The organism is Streptomyces sp. NPDC006655 (assembly GCF_040703965.1).
In the GTDB taxonomy this organism is placed as follows: domain Bacteria; phylum Actinomycetota; class Actinomycetes; order Streptomycetales; family Streptomycetaceae; genus Streptomyces.
Genome location: NZ_JBEYJU010000040.1, coordinates 18,162 through 38,220, shown reverse-complemented (window position 1 = coordinate 38,220; position 20,059 = coordinate 18,162). Strand labels below are relative to the sequence as shown.

The following is a 20,059-nucleotide window of genomic DNA, read 5'->3' as shown; positions in this document are numbered from 1 at the left end:
CGTGTGCCGACGTCACCGTGGCCACCACGGGCGGGCCAAGATCTGTGGCCGGCAGTCTGCCAGGGCCTGACGAGTGCCTCCTCCGGACGGGCCTGCGGTCAAACCGCACGCCCATGCCTCCTTCCCGAGCGACCCGCAGCCGCCACCCCACCCGGCGTCCCCGGACGGTCGACCGCGCCCGCAACCCGGGCCAAGCCCGCAGCCCACCTTCATGGCACACCCCGCCAAGCCGCCCACTTTCCCCGGGCCGCCCGCTCGCTTCTCCCCCGTGCCGGAGCGGCCCGGGTCAAGGGTGGCCCGCAGGGCCATCGGCGAAGCCGACGCGAAGCGCCCTTGAGGCGGGCCGCGGAGGCACGACACTGCCAAAGAAGCGGGCGGCCACTCTGTCGATGACGCCCGCTCCAGAGACGCGAGTCCTTCTCCGGCTACACGCCGAGCCGCCTACGCCGGCAAGATGATCCCGTGCCGAACGTCGTCCCCTCCTCTCTTGCCGTTTCCGCCCGCATGAGCAAGCAGGTGAGCAAGGACACGGAGGCCGAGCTCGCCGTGCGCCGGTTGTTGCACGCGGCCGGACTGCGCTATCGCGTGGAGTACCCCGTGCCGGGCATGCCCCGGCGACGGATCGACGTGGCCTTCACTCGGGCCAAGGTCGCGGTCCTCATCGACGGCTGCTTCTGGCACGGCTGTCCTCAGCACGCCACTCATCCGAAGGCCAACGCCGACTGGTGGCGCCGCAAGCTGGATCGGAACATGGCCCGCGACCGGGAGACGACCGAGCATCTGATCGCGGAAGGCTGGACGGTGCTGCGATTCTGGGAGCACGAGGCTCCTGGGGAAGTGGCCGCGCGGGTGGTAGCGGCTGTGGAGCAGCGCCGGACGGAAGGGACCAGGGGGAGAAGAGAATGAGTGGACTGACTTTCGTCGACGTGTGCTCCGGGGCCGGTGGACTCGCCCTCGGACTGGAGCAGGCAGGTTTCGAGCCGCGCCTGCTGCTGGACGACGACGCACTCGCCGTCAGCACTCTGCGGGCGAACCGACCGCACTGGAAGGTGCTCCACACCGACCTGCTGGACTTCGACCCGGCCGAGCACCCCGTGAGCCACGACGTGGATCTCCTCTCGGCCGGCCTGCCACGGGTGAAGTCGAGTGCGACCGTGGGACGGGCGGATTCACATGCCGAAGAAGAGTTGCTGAGGGCCACGGTCTATCTGGTCCATGCGATCAAGCCTCGTGCGGTACTCATCGAGAACGTTCCCGGGCTCGCGCACTCGGACGCCTACCAGCAGTTTCGTGACTTCGCGCGAGCCGAACTGGCACACCTCGGGTACGAGTTCAGCTGGTTCGTAGTGAACGCCGTCGACTTCGGCGTACCCCAGAACCGCAAGCAAGGCGTCCTAGTCGCCATCGCGCGCCAGTGGGCCGGGGCGTTCCGGCCACCCACACCGACAGTGCAGCAACCGATGACGGTCGGTGCTGTTCTGGAGCCCTCCATGGCCTCGCGCGGTTGGCGGGACGCCGCCCGTTGGGCCGCGCAGGCCGACCGACCGGCTCCGACCCTGGTCGGCGGCTCGAAGAACCGGGGCGGCGCGGACCTGGGGCCGACGGGAGCCAAGCAGACCTGGGCGACCATGGGTGTCAACGGTCACACCGTGGGTGACGAGGTTCCCGACGCGAACTTCGTGTGGGATCCCGAACTCGGCAGAGACCACATGGTGAAAATCACGCCCAGGCAGGCGGCGCTGCTGCAAGGCTTTCCCGAGACGTGGGAGATCACCGGGCGCAAGACCGCTCGGTACCGCCAGATCGGCCACGCGACACCACCGCCCGTGGGCAGAGCGCTGGGGCGGGCTGTCGCCGCCACGCTCATTCCGGATCCACGATTCCCCTCGGCCGGCTAGACTTCCGCCACATGACCAGCACGGCGTCCCACAAGCCCATCCTCGACCAGCCTCGTATCCTGGACCTCTTCGCAGGTCCCGGAGGACTGGACGTCGCAGGTCACTCGCTCGACATCCCGAGTCTCGGTATCGAGTGGGACAAGGGCGCGTGCCTGACCCGGTACGCCGCCGGCCTGGACACCCTCCATGCCGATGTGAGCGCAGTACGCAGGGACGCCTTCGAGTCGTTGCCGCCGGAGATCAACGTGCTCGCCGGCGGCCCTCCGTGCCAGACGTACTCAGTGGCCGGGCACGGTGCCGGGCGCCAGGCCTTGGAAACGGTCAAGGGCTACATCGACAGGCTGATGCCAGGTGATTCCGACAAGGAGATCGACGAGGAACTCAAGGGACTCCCCGATCCACGCACCGCCCTGGTCCTGGAACCTCTCCGGTACGCGATCCAGGCAACACGGAGCCCCAACCGCGACAACCGACCGTACGATGTGATCGTCCTGGAGCAGGTCCCGGCAGTGGCTCCGCTGTGGGAGCACTACGCCAAGGTGCTGGCCGAGACGGGGCTCCCCGACGGGACCAGATACAAGGTCGTCGTCGACGTTCTGGACACCGAGACCTACGGAGTACCGCAGACGCGTTCTCGCGCGGTGTTGATCGCTCGACGCGAGGGCCTCGGCGCACCCTCTCTCCCCTTCCCTACACATCGTTCCTACGATGCGAAGGAATGGAACCGCAACAACGGGACGAGCGCCGCCGACCAGGTCCTTCAGCCGACCCTTGACGAGGGCGGCACGTCGGAGAGCGACGAAACCAGGCTCCCGTGGAGGTCGATGCGTGACGCCCTCTCGGACCCGGTGGGCTCACATCCGGGGCGTGTCACTCCCTTCTTGGTCCGCTCGAATTACGGCAGTTCGGGAATCCCGGGAAGGCGGGGAGTGCGGACCGACCGACAGCCCGCCACCACGGTCACCGGCCGCATCTCGCGCTTCGTGGTCTTCGAGCACCTGAACGAGAAGATCGTCTACGAGGGCCCGCGGTTCAGCATGAACGAGGCCGGGATGCTGCAGAGCTTTCCGCCGGACTATCCGTGGTCCGGTACGGCGCAGGCGCAGCAGGTCGGCAACGCCGTACCGCCCCTTTTCGGTGCGCACCTGCTGAGTTCCGCTCTCGGACTCCCCCAGCCGGACCCGGAGTCGCTGAGGAAGCCGTGGCAGCCGGCCACCGAGGAGCAACGGGCCAAGCTGCGAAGCAACGGCTGCGGGGCCGCCGACAACTGCACCGACAGGTGTCCGCAGCCCAAGGACCAGGTGCCGCCGCCTTCTTCCGTGCGTCCACGCAAGACCAAGAAGGCGGCGACGAAGTAGGCCGAGCGCCGCGCCGGGTCAGTCCTCGATCTTCCTGCCCCTGACCGGCGCGGTCTCGAACAGCTCCGCAAAGTAGTCGGTGAGCGCGACCACGGAATCCTCCGGCACAGGATCCTCGTCGGGCCCCTTCGGGAGTTCGTACCGCTCGACCGGCGGCGCTGATTCCGCTTCCGCGATCCAGTCGCGCAGAGGGACGGGGTCGCGGGGCTGGTCCGGCGCGAGGATGTCGTAGATCAGGGTGGCCCCGGCCGCGTTGATCGCAACGCTGAGGCCGTCCACCTCTCGGCCGGTGGTGACCAATCCATTCTTGAGCAGGCGGACCACGGCCTGCGCAGTGGGACGGTGGTCGATTATCTCCTTCTTCAGGACACTGTGGATGAGGTCCTGGTTTCTGCAGGCTGCCTCGACGGGCTCGTAGTCCGCTCCGTTCCTGAACAGCTCCGCTGCCCACCACAGGCGTGAGAAGCACTGTCGGTCGGCAGGTCCCCGGAATCGCTCCGCGGGGACACGCCTTTCCGGCCTCCTCGTCGTCGGTTCCGAAAGGTGCCGCCAGACCACGTAGTCGGGAGCCACCGCCAGTGCGAGGTGGTTCCACAGACGCTTGTCCGCCGCTTCTCGTCGTCTCAGGCGCAACGTGGCGTGAAGCCGTGGCGCGAGCCATGCGTCAGCTCGGGTGCGATCCTCCCGAAACTCGAACATGGCGTCTTCCACGAGGCTTCGGATCGGCTCGACCCACCACCTGGCGTCGTCCTCCGGAAGCGGCTCCACGACCTTGGCGAGGTCGATGCCCGCGTGCACCTGTTCACCCTTGAGCAGCCCCTCGGTGAGGAACGGGTCGGCGGTCGAGGAGTCGAGCAGCGCCAGACGCTCCGGGACATGGCTGGGTTTGGTGATCACGTCTCGCTCTCCCGGTTCATCTGTTCCAGCCCGCGAATGACATAGGCGAGGGCCTTGGTGGCATCGGCTCGGCGGATCGCCGCGTAATGGATGCGGGTCTGGAGTTCCACCCAGCCCGAGTCGCCGGTGCGACGGCGGTGCACCTGTCGTAGCGCCTCCTCGACGTGTACGCCGGGGACCACGTCCGGGAGCATCTCCCGCAGCACCTCTCCCCGCCAGCCCGTGGGGAAGACCGGACCGGCGCCGGGTTCCACCTCCAGGTCGCCGATGGCACCGTGGAACACCGCCGTCCAGACGTCGGTGGCCATCTGGGCGACCAAGAGGTCACGTACCTTGCTCTCCAGAGCGGAACCGTTGCTGTCCAGTAGTCCGAGGATCCCCTCGACATCGGTGTTCACGAACACCGTCGGGACCCGGGCGGAAGCGTCCACGGCCCAGGGGGCATCGGCGTACGCCTGCAACCATTCCCGCGCACTCTTCTTGAAGGAGGCTCTCCGCACTTCCAGTCGGAACTCCTGGATCGGATCGTCCGAGATCGTGTCGACGACCCAGTTCCGGTCGGTCTCGGCGATGGACCGCCCCCGCACTCCGTCCACCGTTCCGACCGCGTAGGCGGCGAGGGAGGCACGCCCCAGGTGGTCGTCACGGAGCACCTCGACGGATCCCGACCAGTCCCGGCCGTCCTCCGTGTCCCGCGTGAGATCCGTGGACCTACGGACATTGGTCTCGCCATCGGTCACCACCGCAAGGACGCGCAGCTCGGACCAGGAGGCATCCGGCGCGTTCGCACCGGGCGGCAGCGTCGCGGAAATCCTGATCGTGGCGCTCACCCAGTCGGCGTGGCCCGCGATGCCGAGCGCGACAGCCTGCTGCTGAGTGGAGAACGCGCTGGTCTCCAGCTGATCCCGGGTGCCGTCGGGCAGTTTGAGGGAGACCGAGGTAACCCTGAGTGTGACCGGTCGATTGAGCCGAGCGTACGGGTAGGACTTCACGCGTCACTCCCCCTTGCCGGCACGGAGTTCGAGGACGAGGCTGGTGAACATCGCCTTGACCGGATGACTGGTGACGTCGGTGCGGCCACGGAACGTCGCGCGTCGCGTGCCGGGAGCGAAACGCAGGATCCCGTCCTCCACCTCACAGCCCTCGACGGCCACGAGTTCCGCCCAGTCGAGCTTCGGGCGACCACCTGAGCGCACGTCCAACTGGGCGACCGGCACCATCGGGACGATCTCGTCGCCGCGCGGGATCTTCACCTCCGCGGTGATCCGCCACTCACCTTCGTCGCCGATCGTCGCGTCGAGTGCCTCCAGTTCCGGCACCACCGGCCCGGTGGGCACCTTGGCCTTCGGCTTCTTCTTCACGGTCAACGCCTTGCGCAGGGCCTCGCCACCCTCGGCACCACCGACACCGCGCTTAGGTCGTGCGAGAAGTTCCTTGACAGCCTTGTTGGCCTCCGTGGTCAACGAGTTGATCCTCCGATAGGCCGAGGGCGACCAGCGCAGAGCCAGTTCTTCCGTCTGCCCCCACCGGTCGTGCTCGGGCGGCTCCGCCGCCCTCAGGAACTCCTCGGCCTCGCTCGCGAAGGGGGCCGATTCACCGGCGGCCTCTCCCACCAGGAGCACGGCCTGGAACGAATTGGTTCCGATGGGCAGGTTCGGGACCGACGCCTTCTTGACGGTCATACGGTTGCCTCGAAGCGAATGCATCTGGTTCTTCGGCCCGTTCTTCTTCTCCTCACCGTCGCTCATGACATCGGTGACCAGCAGGATCGCCTGGTGCGTCCCGAGGGTTCCGCCCTTCGGGCCTCCGGACAGCGGCAGTTTCAACGGAATGCTCCGCGCCGCCACCTGACCGGCCTCGGTGAGCCGGTCCACGGTGGCACCCTCGTAGTGCGCCCGCAGGGCACGGGTCCGGGAAGGCTGCTCGACGGAGGGGTCGACCTGCTCCTCCTCCAGGACGACTTCACCGTTGCGCATCGTGCGGACGGATGCCTCCAGGAGCGGAAGCCTGCCGCCCGCGCCTGTCATCGCGGCCCAGAAATCGCGACCCAGCGCCTCGACCAGACGGCGGTGCATCCTGCGAATGTCGCGGGTGTCCTCGCCGCCTTCCTCTTCCTCCCCATCCACGCCCTCTTCTTCATCGTCCTGGGACTCGCGTTCGTCGAGGCTTGCCACGTCCTGGGCACCGACGACGAGGAAGGACGTGCCCGGTTCGTCGCTGTCCCGGGTGAGATGGAGACGGGCCACGGTCTCCTCGTCCGCCCACCAAGAGCGTGCCACCTCGGCGCCGGGGGTATCGGGGTCGGGGCGTCCGAGCCAGGCCGGACCCGCGTACGGCACGCCCTCGACCTCCCGCCAGGGAAGTTCCAGGCGGCCGATGACCCGCCGCTCGGTACGCCCCTCGTGGGGCTCCGACAGGGTGGAGTTGACGAGTACGAGGCCAAGCGCACTGGTGGCCCAGAGCGTCGCCTTCCCCAGGCCGTACGAACCCCCCGCACCGGGACCGGACTTGAGGCTCTCCAACTGACGCCTGATCACGGCGGCGAACTTGCCGTCCTCATAGTCGTCGCCAGTGAGACCCGAGGCGTTGTAGTCGTCGATGCGCAGCAGGACGAGGCGCCCCTTCTCGTACATGTCGCGCACCCCGGCGTCCACGACCCGGCCGACCTTCTGGTTCCCGGCGGTCTCCGATACAGCGGAGTAGTGCGGGAAGAGGTCGTTCCAGAGGATCGCGTCGCGGAAGTCGTCCAGGAACTTCCCCGTCAGCTCGTGCAGGGTGTAGCGGACCCTGACGGGGCGGCCTGTCTCCTTCAGGCGCTCGTCGAGGCTGTTCTGGCAGGTCTCGCGGGCCAAGACCTGGACGTCGGCGTCGAAGGCGAAGGCGGCGGCATTGCCCAGGTCACGGCCACCGTCACGGTAGCCGGGGCGGTGGTACCAGAAGACCGGGAGGCCGGCCTGGGTGTCGGTGGTACGGGTGTGCACCGTACCCACATCCGTGCCGAGCGCCCTGGCTATGTCCGTCATGACGGTCGGACGGGGAGTCGACCTGCCGGTTATCCAGGCGGACACGGCGGCCCGGGTCAGCTTGAGCTCGTCGGCCAGTTCGGCCTGCGTCTTGCCTGCGAGCTTGAGCTGTCGGGCCAACCAGGGCCCGAACTCCTCACCTGTCTCCACGCGTTGCCTGCTCTTTCCTCGGTCCCATGCGCCTCGCACGTCGTGGGCCACGAGGTTAATTTGACACGCGCGACAACGTCAACCAACAGTTGATCGAGCTCGTTCACCCAGTCGTCCATATCCGGTGTCCAAGTTGCCCCGAATAATCAACTTCCACCCATAAAATCCCATTTCCTTGAGTGGAACGATCAACTCCCTTTCAGCAAAGGCAAGTTGCGCTTGCGCTTTCGAGTGACGGTCGATACCGTCGTTGACGATGGCGATCCCATCTCGCCCGCAAACCCCGAAACAGGGAGGGCCGGGCGGCAAGGGGAGAAGTGCGCCCAAAATTCAGCCGCACACGCCGCCGAAACCTTACATCGAACTACCTTCCGAAAAAGACTGGCCAAACGGGTCTCCGCCCCCTAGCTTGATTCATCGGAAGAAAGTCCCACTCGAATCCCAACTTTATCCATTTCATTACACACGGGGGACGTGTGCTCGAATACACCCCTGTGCAACTGCAGGATGCGACCTTAGGGGTGGATCACTCGATGAATGAGCAGGACGACGACGAGTCGCTGGACTCGCAACGGGACTCCAGTTCATTTTGGTTGGCCATGAAGATGGCAAGCAGCATGGCCGAAGTCCGGGGTGTTCTTCACCGTTTCGACGTGCCCGAAGAGGAATTCGCCAACCGGTTCCCCTCCTTGGCCAAGCTGGTCCAGGGACTGCCGGACGAGACCGCTCCCTCGGCCTGATTCAGCACGTCACGGGCCCGAAGTATCAGTCTCGCAACAACCGACGCCTTCCCCGTGAACCCACCGCTTCACGAAGGCACTGTGGAAATCACGCCCAGCGCCAGGATGAACACGGGCCGGCCGACGACGCCGGCGGTCGGCCCGCCGTTCGATTTTTCGCCCGGACCTTTGACACCCCAGGAGCGCAGTAGCAGTGCTGTCTTCGTCCTCACCGGTAATCCAAACCGTTCTCGAACAGTCCTCGCGTGTCCTGCAGACTTACGCCGTGGACCCCGGCCTCGTGGCCGAGCACGCCAATGGCGAGCGCCGTATCACCCAGGGCGGGTACGGTGATCGCCAGCTTTTCGAGCTCGTTCAGAACGCGGCGGACGAGATGGCCGACGAGCGGGGTGGGCGAGTCCATGTCGTCCTCACGAGCACCCATTTGTACTGCGCGAACGAGGGCGAGCCGGTGACCCCGGAAGGCGCGGAGACAATTCTTCGGATGAGCATGTCGAAGAAGCGTGGGGGCCAGATCGGGCGATTCGGAGTGGGCGTCAAATCGGTTCTCGTGGTGACCGACGCACCGGAATTCTTCAGCAGCACCGGAAGTTTCGGATTCGACCGCGCCTGGTCGTACGAGCAGATCAAAGCCGTGCCCGGCGTGACGGCACGCTACGGCCCGGAGTTCGACGCCCCGGTGCTGCGGATGGCCCGGCCTCTGGACGTGCAGGCCGAGCGCGCCTCCGATCACGTCCTGAACGAGCTGCTGAGCTGGGCCACCACCGTCGTCCGCCTGCCCCTGCTCCGTAAGGCCGCCGACCGGTTGGGCCGGGACATGCACGGTGGTCGCGCCAAGGACCACGGCGAGCCCCGGGAGGAGTTCCCGGTCGGCTTCCAGCTCTTCTCCCCGCATGTCGCGAAGGTCGTACTGGAGGACCGCCGGCCACGGCCCATGGCTCGTCGGACCCTGACCACCCAGCAGACCGGTGACCTGCACACCGTGGTCGAGGAGCGGACAGGCAAGGCCGTCACCACCGACCGGTGGCGAGTGTTCACCACCACCCACGAGCCCGGGCCGGCAGCCAGCGCAGATGCCGGAGAGCTGCATGGCCGGCTCTCGCTCGACCTCGCCTGGGGCGTCCCCACCCTGGAGAAGGATCCGGAGAGCGGCCTGTACGTCAGCCCGCGAGCGCGCGGGCGGGGCAGGTTCTGGTCCTTCTTCCCGACCAAGTACGAGATGTCGCTGAGCGGCATCCTCAACGGCGCCTGGAAGACGAACGAGGACCGGCAGAACCTCCTCGACTCCTCCCCCTTCAACCAGGAGATGATCCGCGCTGCCGCGCAACTGGTCGTCGAGTCGCTCCCGGCCTTGGCTCCCGCCGAGGACCCGGCCGCCTACCTCCCGCTGCTGCCCGGTCGCGTGAAGGAGGCGATCAGTTGGGCGGACGAGTTCCTGACCGAGGAGATCTGGACACGTGCCGCGGTGAACGCGTCCCTTCCTGACCAGAACGGCGTGCTGCGCAAACCGACCGAGTTGCGGATGCACCCGCGTCCCAAGGACCCGAGGAAGGAATCAAAGTCTCTCCTGCGTTGGCTGCGGTGGTGGCACGAGTGCCCGGACCGTCCGTCGAACTGGCTGCATCCGAACGTCGAAGCGGATGCTCTGCGTTCCGGCAAGGTCGAACACATCCTTGATGCGGCCAAGCACCAACGAGCCGACGTTCGCGACTGGTTGGAGGCCCTCGTGGAGAGCGGCACCGTGCAGGCCTCCGCGACGGCGATCCGCATTCTCGCCGACATGATCGAGGTCGGCTCCCCGTTCGCCGAGGAAGCCCGTAAGGCCCACATCGTCCTCACCGAAGAGGACGGTCTCGTCCCCCCTGTGCAGGGCAAGGTCTTCCGCCGCACCGACCAGGACGGACTGCGCGAGTCCACGGTGTACGTGGTCGACGAACTCGCCCAGGATCCCTCGCTGACCCACGCCCTCGACGTCCTTGGCATTCGGGAGGCCGACGTCGAGGGCCGGTTCGACAGCGTTCTCGACCAGGGCTTCGACCACTACAGCCAATCGGACTGGGAGCGGTTCTGGGAGCTGTTCCGGCAGGCCGGGGTTCGTCGCCTCACCCACAAGGTCCTGGAGCGGGTGCCCGCGGCACGCTCTACGCTCCGGGTGCGGACCGCCGACGGTCGGTTCCGGCCGGTCGAGGACTGCATGCTGCCGGGTGTCGTGGTCGACGCGAAACGGGACCCGAGTATCGCGGTGGACATGGCTTTCCACTCCGATGACACCCCCTTCTTCTCCCAGGTCGGTCTGCGGGAACGACCGTCCGGTGGTATCCGGCCCCAGGAGGGCGAGGCGTGGTACGACGAGTACCGCGAAGCCCTCCACACCTCCTACCTGCGCCGCCTGGACAGCAGCGCCCCGCGCCCTGCGCTGAACCGGATGAAGACAGACGGCGCCCCGATCGGCGGCCCGCTCCATGTCTTCCGCGCTCTCTCCGAGGAATCCCGCGCCGCCTTTCTGAAGGTGCTGCCCGACGACGCCGTGGTGGACAACTGGACACGCCAGATCGGTACACAGACCAACACCCGGCAGCCGGTCGCCTCACCGATCCGGTGGATGCTGTGGAAGTACGGGACGGCCGTCACCTCCCAAGGGATCAAGCCGCTGAAGGAAGCCGTCGGCCCTCAGCTCGCCGCCTACCGCGACGTACTGCCGGTTGCCGAGATCTCTCCGGAGAAGGCCCGTAAGCTGCGGCTCCCGACCACCATTGACGAGGTCCCCGCCGACCGTTGGGACGCGCTCCTCGATGAGGTGACCCGCAGCGAGGACGACTCCTTCGTGGGCGCCACCTACGTGATGCTGACCCGGTTCGGCGCGGACTTCCCCGAGGACTCGCTGACCCGGTGCCGGACCGGTGACATCTGGGAGACGCGGCCAGACAGCGAGATCACCGTCGCCGTCGGGACCGCTCAGTACCAGGCGCTGCGCGCCGAGCAGCTCCCGGCGCTGCTCGTACCGACCGCCGCCGACGCCGAGCTGATGATCGAGAAGTGGGGCATGCTCCGCTACTCCGACGTGATCAGCCTGGAGACCCGTGAAGTCCCCGAGGGCGACCCCGTGCCGCTGGTCGAGCTGTTCCCCGCCCTGCGGCAGCGTCTGAACAGCGGGAACCGCAACAGCATGGTGCAGCGGTGCAGCGAACTGGAGGAAGTCACCCGCACGCCCAACGGCACTCACGCCTCCCCCTTGGACGCCGTACGCCAGGACAGCACTGTCAAGGTCCGCGTTCCTCTGGACCCCGAACCGATGCTGCGCCTGGTCGACCGCGAACTCGGCCTGGGCCTCGGTGCTACCGGTTGCCGTCAGGTTCTGGAGCACCAGGACCGTATGGCACGCGACAGCGAGTTGAAGGCAGCGCAGAAGGCAGTGCGCGAGGCCGAGGACGTGGTGACCAAGATCGAGCTGCTGATCGGTGCGGACGCGCTCCGGGCCGGACTCCCCGAGGGATTGATGGAGGCCGAGCTGCAGGCGGCCGACGGTGTGGAGCCGTCCGGGCGCAGGATCGCGCAGATGGCGTTCAACGCGCACGGTGACGGAGTGCTCCAACAGCACGCCCGGGACATCCAGGCGCGCTTCCCCAACGCGCCTGTTGCATACGGCGGTTCGTCGGCAGCTATCGCGTTCGTCTCGGAGCTGAAGCTGCCTGTCGCGTTCGCCGGTTCGAGGACCCCGTCCCCGCCTCCGTTCGAGACCGTCGAGGGCCCTCGGGACTTCCCGAGCCTCCACGAGTACCAGGAGGACCTGGTCCGGAACATCTCCACCATGCTCGACCGACTGGCCCCCCAGCGCGGAATGCTGTCCCTGCCGACCGGCGCCGGCAAGACCCGGGTCACTGCAGAGGCAGTGATCCGTTGGGTGAAGCGGGTCGGTGACCTTAAGGGTCCGCTGCTCTGGATCGCTCAGACCGAGGAGCTGTGCGAACAGGCGGTTCAGAGCTGGAAGTTCGTTTGGAACAAAGTGGGAGCCGAACGCCCGCTCACCATCAGCCGGCTGTGGAGCACCAACGAGGTCGGGAACGTCGTCGATCACCCACACCTGGTGGTCGCCACTGATGCCAAACTTGAACGATGCCTGAGTACCGACCAGTACTCCTGGCTGCGCCAGGCCGCACTGGTGATCGTGGACGAGGCGCACACCGCCATCTCGAAGCGGTACACCGAGATCCTCGGCCAGTTGGGGCTCACCCAGTACGAGACCGGTCGGCATCTGCTCGGCCTGACAGCCACCCCGTTCCGGAACACCAATGAGGAGGAGACTCGCCGTCTGGTCAGCCGGTTCGGCAACCGGCGACTGGACCAGGGAGTCTTCCCGTCGGGTGACCCGTATCGCGACCTCCAGGACTGGGGCATGCTCGCCCAGGTCGAGCACCGCACCCTTGAGGGCGGCCACATCGAACTCACCCGGGACGAGAAGACGCACGCCGATCGCATGGCCGTGCTCTCCCGCTCCGCCGAACAGCGGCTCGCCGACGACCACGCGCGTAGTCTGCGCATCGTCGACTCGGTGACCGAACTGCCGCACGACTGGCCTACGTTGCTGTTCGCAACCTCCGTCGACCATGCCAAGTACCTGGCGGCCATGCTCAACGACCGGGGTGTCCCGTCCGCCGCCGTGGACTCGACGACCAGCACGCAGGACCGTCGCAATCGCATCGAGAACTTCCGAAACGGACGTATCCGGGTGCTCACCAACTACGGTGTGCTCACCCAGGGATTCGACGCTCCGGCCACTCGTGCCGTGGTCGTGGCCCGGCCGGTCTTCAGCCACAACGTGTACCAGCAGATGATCGGTCGCGGACTGCGCGGACCCCTGAACGGTGGCAAGCCCAGCTGTCTGATCCTCAACATCAGCGACAACATCACAAATTTCGACACCGACCTCGCCTTCACCGAGTTCGAGCACCTCTGGAGCCGGAAGTGACCGACGTCTACCAGGACAGCCCTCCGCTCACCGACGAGCAACTGGCCGTCGTCGAACAGCCCTGGGATGCGCGTGTCCTGGTCACCGCGGGCGCCGGAGCGGGGAAGACGCACACCCTGGTGCGCCGGCTCGACGCACTGTGCGGCCACGAGGACCAGGACCAAGCGCTGGAGACCGCCGAGATCCTGGTACTCACCTTCTCCCGGGCCGCCGCTCGGGAACTGCGCGAACGGATCTCCCGGCACGGGGAACGAGCCCAGCGGGTACGCGCCCGCACGTTCGACGCGTGGGCCTACGAGGTCCTCCTCCAGGCTCATCCGGAGGGCGAGTGGGGAGCGATCGGCTTCGATGAGCGGATCGCCGCCGCGACCCGCGCGATCGAGAAGGGCGCGTTGGAGATCGGCGACGCGCTCCCGCCCGCCCATGTCGTGATCGACGAGGTCCAAGACCTGCTGGGCGGGCGTCGCGAGCTGGTGGAGACGCTGCTCGACCGGTACCAGGACAGCTGCGGCTTCACCGTCGTCGGAGACGCCGCCCAGTCCGTGTACGGCTTCCAGATCGAGGACCTGAGCGAACGCGTCGACGAGACGGGCCGGTTCTTCGACTGGCTGCGCGGTTCCTACCCCGACGACCTGGTGGAGCTGCGTCTCACGAGGAACTTCCGGGCGACCACGGCCGAGGCCCGGGTGGCTCTGGCGCACGGCCCCCTTCTCCAGCAGGTCACGGACCCGGACGAAGCCGGAAGGCTCTACGAGGAACTGCGCGATCTCCTCCTGGATCCGGCGAACGGCATGGGCACCCTCGACGACGAGTTCACCCTGGACGGCCTGCGGGATCTCTCAGACACGTGCGCCATCCTCACCCGTGACAACCAGCAGGCCCTCGTAGTCTCCGGCCTGCTGCACGCCAGCGGCATCGACCACCGGCTGCGGCGTCCGCTGGAGGAGCGTCCGGTGCCCTACTGGGTGGCGGAGTTGTTGCGTCGCACCGAGGCCACCGGCCTCACCGAGGACCGGTTCCGCACTCTCCTCTCCGAGATCTCTCTTCCCTACGAGCCTGACGTCACCGCCCTGTGGCCGGTGCTGCGCAGGGTCGCACGCGGCGCGGGGCGCGGGGTGCTCGATCTGGACCGGCTGCGCCGCGCGGTCGCCGACGGCAGGTTCCCGGACGAAGTGGCTGACCCGGAGGACGCCCGCGTCGTCGTCTCGACGGTGCACCGGGTCAAGGGCCTGGAATTCGACCGCGTGATCGTCCTGACGCCACCGACCGCCGCGGAGCTGCACAAGCGGCACCAGGACGAGGTGGACCTTCCCGCGGAAGCCCGCGCCCTGTACGTGGCCATGACGCGTGCCCGCCAGGATCTCTACCACGTGGCCCCACCCGAGCTTCCGCACTTCAAGCGTGTGGGGGGTCGGCGCCACGGCCGACGCTACCTCGGGTCGTGGCGGTCGTACGACAGGTACGGAATCGTCGCCGAGTCGGGCGATGTATGCCGGAATGACCCGCCGGGCCACCAGCGCGACGCCGTCGCCACCCAGGCGTATCTCCTGGAGCACGTGCAGTCCGGCCAGGAGGTGCTGCTGCGCAAGCGCCACGACCTGCCGATGAGCGAGATCGAGAGCCCGCCGTATGCCCTTGTGCACGACGGCAAGGAGATCGGGGAGGCCTCGCAGCGGTTCCGCGAGGATCTTTTCCAGGTACAGAAGGTGAACCGCACCTGGGACCCTTGGTGGCCCGACGAGATCCACGGCCTGCGGATCGACACCCTGGAGACCGTGACGGGCAGTACCGCCGCCGGCACGAATGCCGGGCTTGGTGAGCGAGGCGTGTGGATCGCCCCGCGGATCACCGGCATCGGCCGGTACCGGAGAGCTGACGACTACGAGGAGCAGCGCGCATGACGCAGGTGGCAGGCCCACTCTCAGAGCACTACCGGGTCCGGGACGAGGAACTCCTGGTGGGGCTCCGCCGTGAACTCCTCGGTCCCGCCACTGATGCCGAGCCGGACGATCGGGACGAGGTACTCACCCAGGACGCGCCGATCGACCGCTACCTGACCGGTGTGCTGTATCCGCGTGCTGCGGACGGGGCCGCGAAGGAGCGGCAGGACGAGGACGTGGCCGAGCAGGAAGGCCTGGACGCCGCCCCTCTGCTCACCCGGGAAGACGTCGAAGAGTCCGGCACCGCGCAGGAGGTCCCCGCTTCAGGGGACAGGCGTCCTTCCTCGATGGGCCTGACCTTCGCAGTCCGCCCGACCATAAGCAGTGTCATCGTGGTCACCGCCCGCGCGGCTGTCTATGAACCCACCGACGCCGACGGCAAGCCCGTCCCTGCCCGCCGCGCCGAGGCCCGTACCACCGCCGACCAGCGAGAGCATTGGCGGCGCAGGGAACTCGCCCTCCCCGAACAGCACATCGACGTGACCCGACCGGATCCGAAGAACACGATCGAGCTCACTCCGGAGGCCGCGTTGCATGTCAACGTCCGGCCCCTCGATCCGGTCAACGACACGGTCACGATCACCGTCACACTGATCAACACGCAGAAGGTCGGCGAGCGGGATCTTCAGGACGCCTTCTCCCTGTTCCAGTGCGGTCTGACTGTCCGAGCCGCCGACGGGTCCTCCGTGTTCGTCGAGCGTCCCGCTCCAACCGCTGCCCATGATCCGGAGATCGCCACGAGTCGGTTGCTGCACCGCCACGCCCCGACTTTCGCGGTCGGCCACGGCTGCGCGGCCGAGTGGGACTGGGCTCCGCAGCCGATCGGTATGACCGAAACCGTCACGCCCGCGGTCCCGGAGGTGCGGAGCCAGTTCGTGCCCACAGTGGAAGTGCTGCTCACCGACTCCAACCCGGAGATCGACAGCTCGGCACTGTCGATGTCGGGGCTGGCCGAAAAGCCCGATGCCGAGGTTCTGGCAGCTCTGGAAGGACTGGCCACCGGATACGAACACTGGATCGACCGTAAGTCGGCCGAGGCGGACGCGCTCACGGGAACCAACCATGAAAAGCCCGCCCGGGACCAGGTGAGCGCCTGCCGCGAAGCACTCGGCCGTATCCGTGAAGGCATCGAGCTGTTGCGGACCAAGCCGGACCTCATGCGTGCGTTCCGCCTCGCCAACCGCGCCATGGCGGATCAGCGCGCCCGCAGCAAGTGGGTGAAGGACGGCCGAGTAGGCGCCCCCGTCCTGTCCGCCGGCCGCTGGCGCCCGTTCCAGATCGCTTTCATGCTGCTCTGCCTGGCAGGCATCGACGATTCTGCGCACGACGATCGGCAGGTGTCCGACCTCCTGTGGTTCCCCACCGGTGGTGGCAAGACAGAGGCCTACCTCGGATTGATCGCCCTCACGTCGTTCCTGCGCCGCATCCGCAGGGCCGCGCACGGCGGTGGGGTCACCGTCCTCATGCGCTACACCCTGCGACTGCTCACCCTCCAGCAGTTCGAGCGAGCGGCGATTCTGCTCTGTGCCATGGAGCAGATGCGACGCCGGACGCCCGAGCTGGGCCATGAGGAGTTCTCCGTCGGTATGTGGGTGGGGCGTTCTGCCACCCCCAACACACTGGCCGCGGCCGGCATGAAGCTCGATGAACTGCGGAGGAACCTGGACAAGCGCCTCGCCACGGAGAATCCCGTCCAGTTGCACGCCTGCCCCTGGTGCGGTACTCGCCTCGACGCACGGAACTACGAAGTCGACGAGGACGCGAGACGGATGTACGTCCGATGCCCCGGCGTGGGCTGCGACTTCACCGACGGGCTCCCCGTCCATCTGATCGACGAGGCAGTGTACGACGCGCGGCCGACCTTGGTGATCGCGACCGTGGACAAGTTCGCTTCGATGCCGTGGCGTCCGGCCACCTCCGCGCTCTTCAACCGCGACGATCCGGCCGACGGCACCCCTCCCCCGGAGCTGATCGTCCAGGACGAGCTGCACCTGATCTCCGGGCCGCTGGGCACTCTCACCGGCCTGTACGAAACTGCCGTGGACGCCCTCGCCGACCGGCCCAAGGTGATCGCCTCCACAGCGACCATCCGTCGCGCCGCCGATCAGGGACGCCACCTCTTCGCCCGCAAGGTACGGCAGTTCCCGCCGGCCGGCCTGGACGCCCGCGACTCGTGGTTCGCCGTGGAGACACCGCGCGAGGAGAAGGCGAGCCGACGTTACGTCGGCCTCCTGGCCCCCGGCACCAGTCAGTCCACCCTGTTGATCCGTACGTACGCCACCTTGCTGCACCGGGCCAAGCAAGCGAAGACCGAGGACGAGGTGCGCGACGCGTACTGGAGCCTCGTCGGATACTTCAACAGCCTCCGGCTGCTGTCCGCGGCCGAACTCCAGGTCCATGACGACGTGGTGGCCTATCTGGAGCTGCTCGCCGCACGCGAGGGGGTGGATGTCCGCTCGATCGCCAACTACTCGGAGCTGACGAGTCGTATCGACGCGAGCGAGATCCCCACCCGCCTCAAGGGCATCGAGAAGCGGTGGCCCGACGACGACGCCGTGGACGTCCTCCTGGCCACCAACATGATCGCGGTCGGCGTGGACGTGGACCGTCTCGGTCTCATGGCCGTGATGGGCCAGCCACAGACGACCGCCGAGTACATCCAGGCCACCAGCCGGGTCGGCCGCGCGCACCCCGGCCTGGTCGCGGTCATGCTCAACTCCACACGATCCAGAGACCGTTCTCACTACGAGAGCTTCCAGCATTACCACTCGGCGCTGTACCGCGAAGTCGAGTCCACCTCCGTCACCCCGTTCTCCGCCCGCGCCCGTGACCGAGGTCTGCACGCCGTGATTGTCGCCCTCGCCCGCATCATGATTCCCGCCGCTCGTCCCAACGAGGGTGCCGGTCAGGTCGAGTCCTATGAAGACGTGCTCCGAGGCCGCATCAAGTCCATCCTCCTGGAGCGCGTCGAGGCAGTCACGCCGGAGGAGAGCGACGCCGTGTCCCAGGCCTTCGACGAGTTCGTCGAATGGTGGTGCGAGGAAGCCGACATCCACAGCGGCCTGCTGTTCGAGCCCCAGAGGGGCCGTCGTACTCCTTCGCTGCTGAAGGCGTACGACGACGAGTCCGAGGACGTGGACGCGTGGTCCACGTTGTGGAGCCTGCGGGACGTCGATGCCGAGACCGCCCTGTTCATGGAAGGAACCCGATGACCCCGCCTCCCGCACGCCGTCGCCGGACCGGTACGAACGGCGCCGCTCCCGCACACAACCTTCCGCGGCGAGGTGCGGTCCGTCGCGCCCAGGCAATCACCACGTACGGCGTCGGCTCGCTCATCGCCGTCGATCACGAGTCCTTCATCGTCTCGGGGCTCGACGAGGCCGAGCAGAGCTGGAGTCGTGAGGAGTCCCCCCGAATCCACGAACGGCGACTGGCTCGGCTGCTCGACGTCGACTACTTCCGGCTGCCGCCGGCTTCCGATGACACCAGCAAGGACGGCCTCCGGGTCCGTCGCTTCCCCTTGATGCACGCCTGCCCCGAATGCAACGACCTGCAGCGGCACCGCGACTTCAACCCGCCCACCGGAAGAAGCGTCTGCGGCACGTGTGACGTCGACCTGGTCCCCTCCCGTTTCGTCGTCGCCTGCGAGGCCGGACATCTCGGCGAGTTTCCGTACTGGCAATGGGTGCACCGTTCCAAGGACCGCGGGGCCTCGCCGACGGCACAGTGCGGAGGAAAGCTCAAACTGCGTACGTCCGGGCACACTGCCTCGCTCCGCTCCATCCTGGTCTCCTGCACCTGTGGACAGGCTCCCGAGGTCTCGATGGAGGGTTCCTTCCGCAGGAACGCTCTCAAGGACCTGGGCCTCAAGTGCCGAGGTCCCCGTCCGTGGCTAGGCGCATCCGCCCCTGCTCAGGACTGCGGACTTCCGCTGCGCACGTTGCAGCGCGGTTCGTCTGCGGTATGGCAGCCGGTGTTGAAGTCTGCGCTCTCCATCCCGCCGTGGAGCGATGGCCGCGCGGATCCACTCGCCGAACACTGGGATGCACTTCGTGAATACGATGAGCGCGATCACGTCGAGATCTACCTCAGAGGTGTCTTCAAGGGGAAGTGTCCCGTACCGCTGGACGACGTGATGGCGCTGCTCGACGCGGAGCGCGAGGAGGACCCGGGCGGCGACTCGACCCCCACCTTCGACCACCGCTACCGAGCCCTTCGCAACAAGGAGTACGAGCGTCTCCGCGCAGGCAACGACGAAAGCGAGCACACCCGTGACGAGCAGTTCGTCTGCGAGACGCCGTTGGGCGACCAGAGCGTGCTCGGCCCTCTCGGCATCACCGGCCCGATGTTGGTCAAGAAGCTCCGCGAGGTGCGCACTCTGAAAGCGTTCACCCGGCTCGTCGACGCCGAGTCGACGGCCGATGCCAAGGAGATGCCACTGTCCGAACGCCCCCTCCGCTGGCTCCCGGCCATGGAGGTGCGGGGCGAGGGAGTATTCCTCCGTCTGGACGAGGACCGGCTGGACGCCTGGGAGAAGACCCTCGCGGTGGCGGCCCGGATCGAACGGATGCGTACCGCCCACCAGCGGGTGCTTGAACGGCGGGCCGAAGACCCGAGCCAGGTCGTCGCCTCCCCCGCCACCCCGCGCATGGTGCTGCTGCACACCCTGGCCCACGTCCTCATCAACGAGTGGAGTCTGGAGGCGGGCTACCCGGCCGCATCCTTGCGCGAGCGCCTGTACGCCGCCGACGACATGGCCGGGGTACTCGTCTACACGGCGACGAGCGACTCCGCAGGCAGTCTGGGTGGCCTGGTCGCTCAAGGTGAACCGGAGGTTCTCGATCGCATGGTCCGTTCGGCGGTACACCGCGCCGAGTGGTGCTCCTCGGACCCACTCTGCATGGAGACCGAGGCGTCCGGCGCCGGCGGGATAAATCTGGCGGCTTGCCACGCCTGTGTGATGCTCCCGGAGACGAGTTGCGAGCACAACAACATCCTTTTGGACCGCGCTCTGCTCGTCGGAACCCCTGACGATCCCGAAGTGGGCTTCTTCGCCGGCATCCTGCATCCCTGAAGGTCGAGCCGCC

At 67.4% G+C, this 20,059-nt stretch carries 12 protein-coding genes; 8 read left to right on the top strand and 4 right to left on the bottom strand.

What is annotated here, in order from left to right; translation table 11 throughout:
• The first annotated feature begins 504 nt into the window (after positions 1-504).
• Genes AB0958_RS23355 through AB0958_RS23345 form a run of 3 tightly spaced genes read left to right on the top strand, consistent with a single transcriptional unit; the run spans position 505 to position 3,256 of the window.
• Positions 505-906 carry a very short patch repair endonuclease gene (locus AB0958_RS23355; RefSeq protein ID WP_366892393.1) on the top strand — a complete coding sequence of 134 codons (402 nt, stop codon included), beginning with the start codon at positions 505-507 and terminating at the stop codon, positions 904-906.
• Positions 903-1,898: a DNA cytosine methyltransferase gene (locus tag AB0958_RS23350; protein WP_366892392.1), complete on the top strand. Its 996-nt coding sequence runs from the start codon at positions 903-905 to the stop codon at positions 1,896-1,898. The genes AB0958_RS23355 and AB0958_RS23350 overlap by 4 nt, the downstream gene beginning before the upstream one ends.
• A gap of 11 nt (positions 1,899-1,909) precedes the next feature.
• On the top strand, positions 1,910-3,256 hold the full coding sequence (locus AB0958_RS23345; RefSeq protein WP_366892391.1) for a DNA cytosine methyltransferase: 1,347 nt from the start codon (positions 1,910-1,912) through the stop codon (positions 3,254-3,256).
• Between the two features lie 18 nt (positions 3,257-3,274).
• Here AB0958_RS23345 and AB0958_RS23340 read toward each other — a convergent pair whose 3' ends face one another.
• The 3 genes from AB0958_RS23340 to AB0958_RS23330 are packed head-to-tail and all read right to left on the bottom strand — an operon-like array spanning position 3,275 to position 7,326.
• A complete protein-coding gene (locus AB0958_RS23340) occupies positions 3,275-4,153 on the bottom strand; it encodes a DUF6339 family protein (RefSeq protein ID WP_366892390.1) in 879 nt (292 codons plus the stop codon).
• Complete coding sequence (locus tag AB0958_RS23335; protein ID WP_366892389.1) at positions 4,150-5,145, bottom strand: hypothetical protein; 996 nt, start codon at positions 5,143-5,145, stop codon at positions 4,150-4,152. The genes AB0958_RS23340 and AB0958_RS23335 overlap by 4 nt, the downstream gene beginning before the upstream one ends.
• A 3-nt stretch (positions 5,146-5,148) precedes the next feature.
• Positions 5,149-7,326: a helix-turn-helix transcriptional regulator gene (locus tag AB0958_RS23330; protein ID WP_366892388.1), complete on the bottom strand. Its 2,178-nt coding sequence runs from the start codon at positions 7,324-7,326 to the stop codon at positions 5,149-5,151.
• Between the two features lie 476 nt (positions 7,327-7,802).
• Here AB0958_RS23330 and AB0958_RS23325 point away from each other — a divergent pair, with 476 nt between their 5' ends.
• A complete protein-coding gene (locus AB0958_RS23325) occupies positions 7,803-8,066 on the top strand; it encodes a hypothetical protein (protein ID WP_366892387.1) in 264 nt (87 codons plus the stop codon).
• Between the two features lie 208 nt (positions 8,067-8,274).
• On the opposite strand, the gene AB0958_RS23320 is transcribed toward AB0958_RS23325, so the two are convergent.
• Positions 8,275-8,469 carry a hypothetical protein gene (locus AB0958_RS23320; protein WP_366892386.1) on the bottom strand — a complete coding sequence of 65 codons (195 nt, stop codon included), beginning with the start codon at positions 8,467-8,469 and terminating at the stop codon, positions 8,275-8,277.
• 87 nt (positions 8,470-8,556) lie between these two features.
• On the opposite strand from AB0958_RS23320, the gene AB0958_RS23315 reads away from it, so the two are divergent.
• From AB0958_RS23315 to AB0958_RS23300, 4 genes are read left to right on the top strand one after another with little or no spacing between them, the layout of a single operon-like run.
• A complete protein-coding gene (locus AB0958_RS23315; RefSeq protein ID WP_366892431.1) occupies positions 8,557-13,032 on the top strand; it encodes a DEAD/DEAH box helicase in 4,476 nt (1,491 codons plus the stop codon).
• Positions 13,029-14,933, top strand: coding sequence for a UvrD-helicase domain-containing protein (locus tag AB0958_RS23310; protein WP_366892385.1), 1,905 nt, complete (start codon positions 13,029-13,031; stop codon positions 14,931-14,933). Before AB0958_RS23315 ends, AB0958_RS23310 begins: the two co-directional genes overlap by 4 nt.
• Positions 14,930-18,184: a helicase-related protein gene (locus AB0958_RS23305; RefSeq protein WP_366892384.1), complete on the top strand. Its 3,255-nt coding sequence runs from the start codon at positions 14,930-14,932 to the stop codon at positions 18,182-18,184. Before AB0958_RS23310 ends, AB0958_RS23305 begins: the two co-directional genes overlap by 4 nt.
• The gene (locus tag AB0958_RS23300) at positions 18,181-20,046 is read left to right on the top strand and encodes a DUF1998 domain-containing protein (RefSeq protein WP_366892383.1); all 1,866 of its coding nucleotides are present in this window, start codon (positions 18,181-18,183) and stop codon (positions 20,044-20,046) included. Before AB0958_RS23305 ends, AB0958_RS23300 begins: the two co-directional genes overlap by 4 nt.
• Positions 20,047-20,059: the final 13 nt, after the last annotated feature.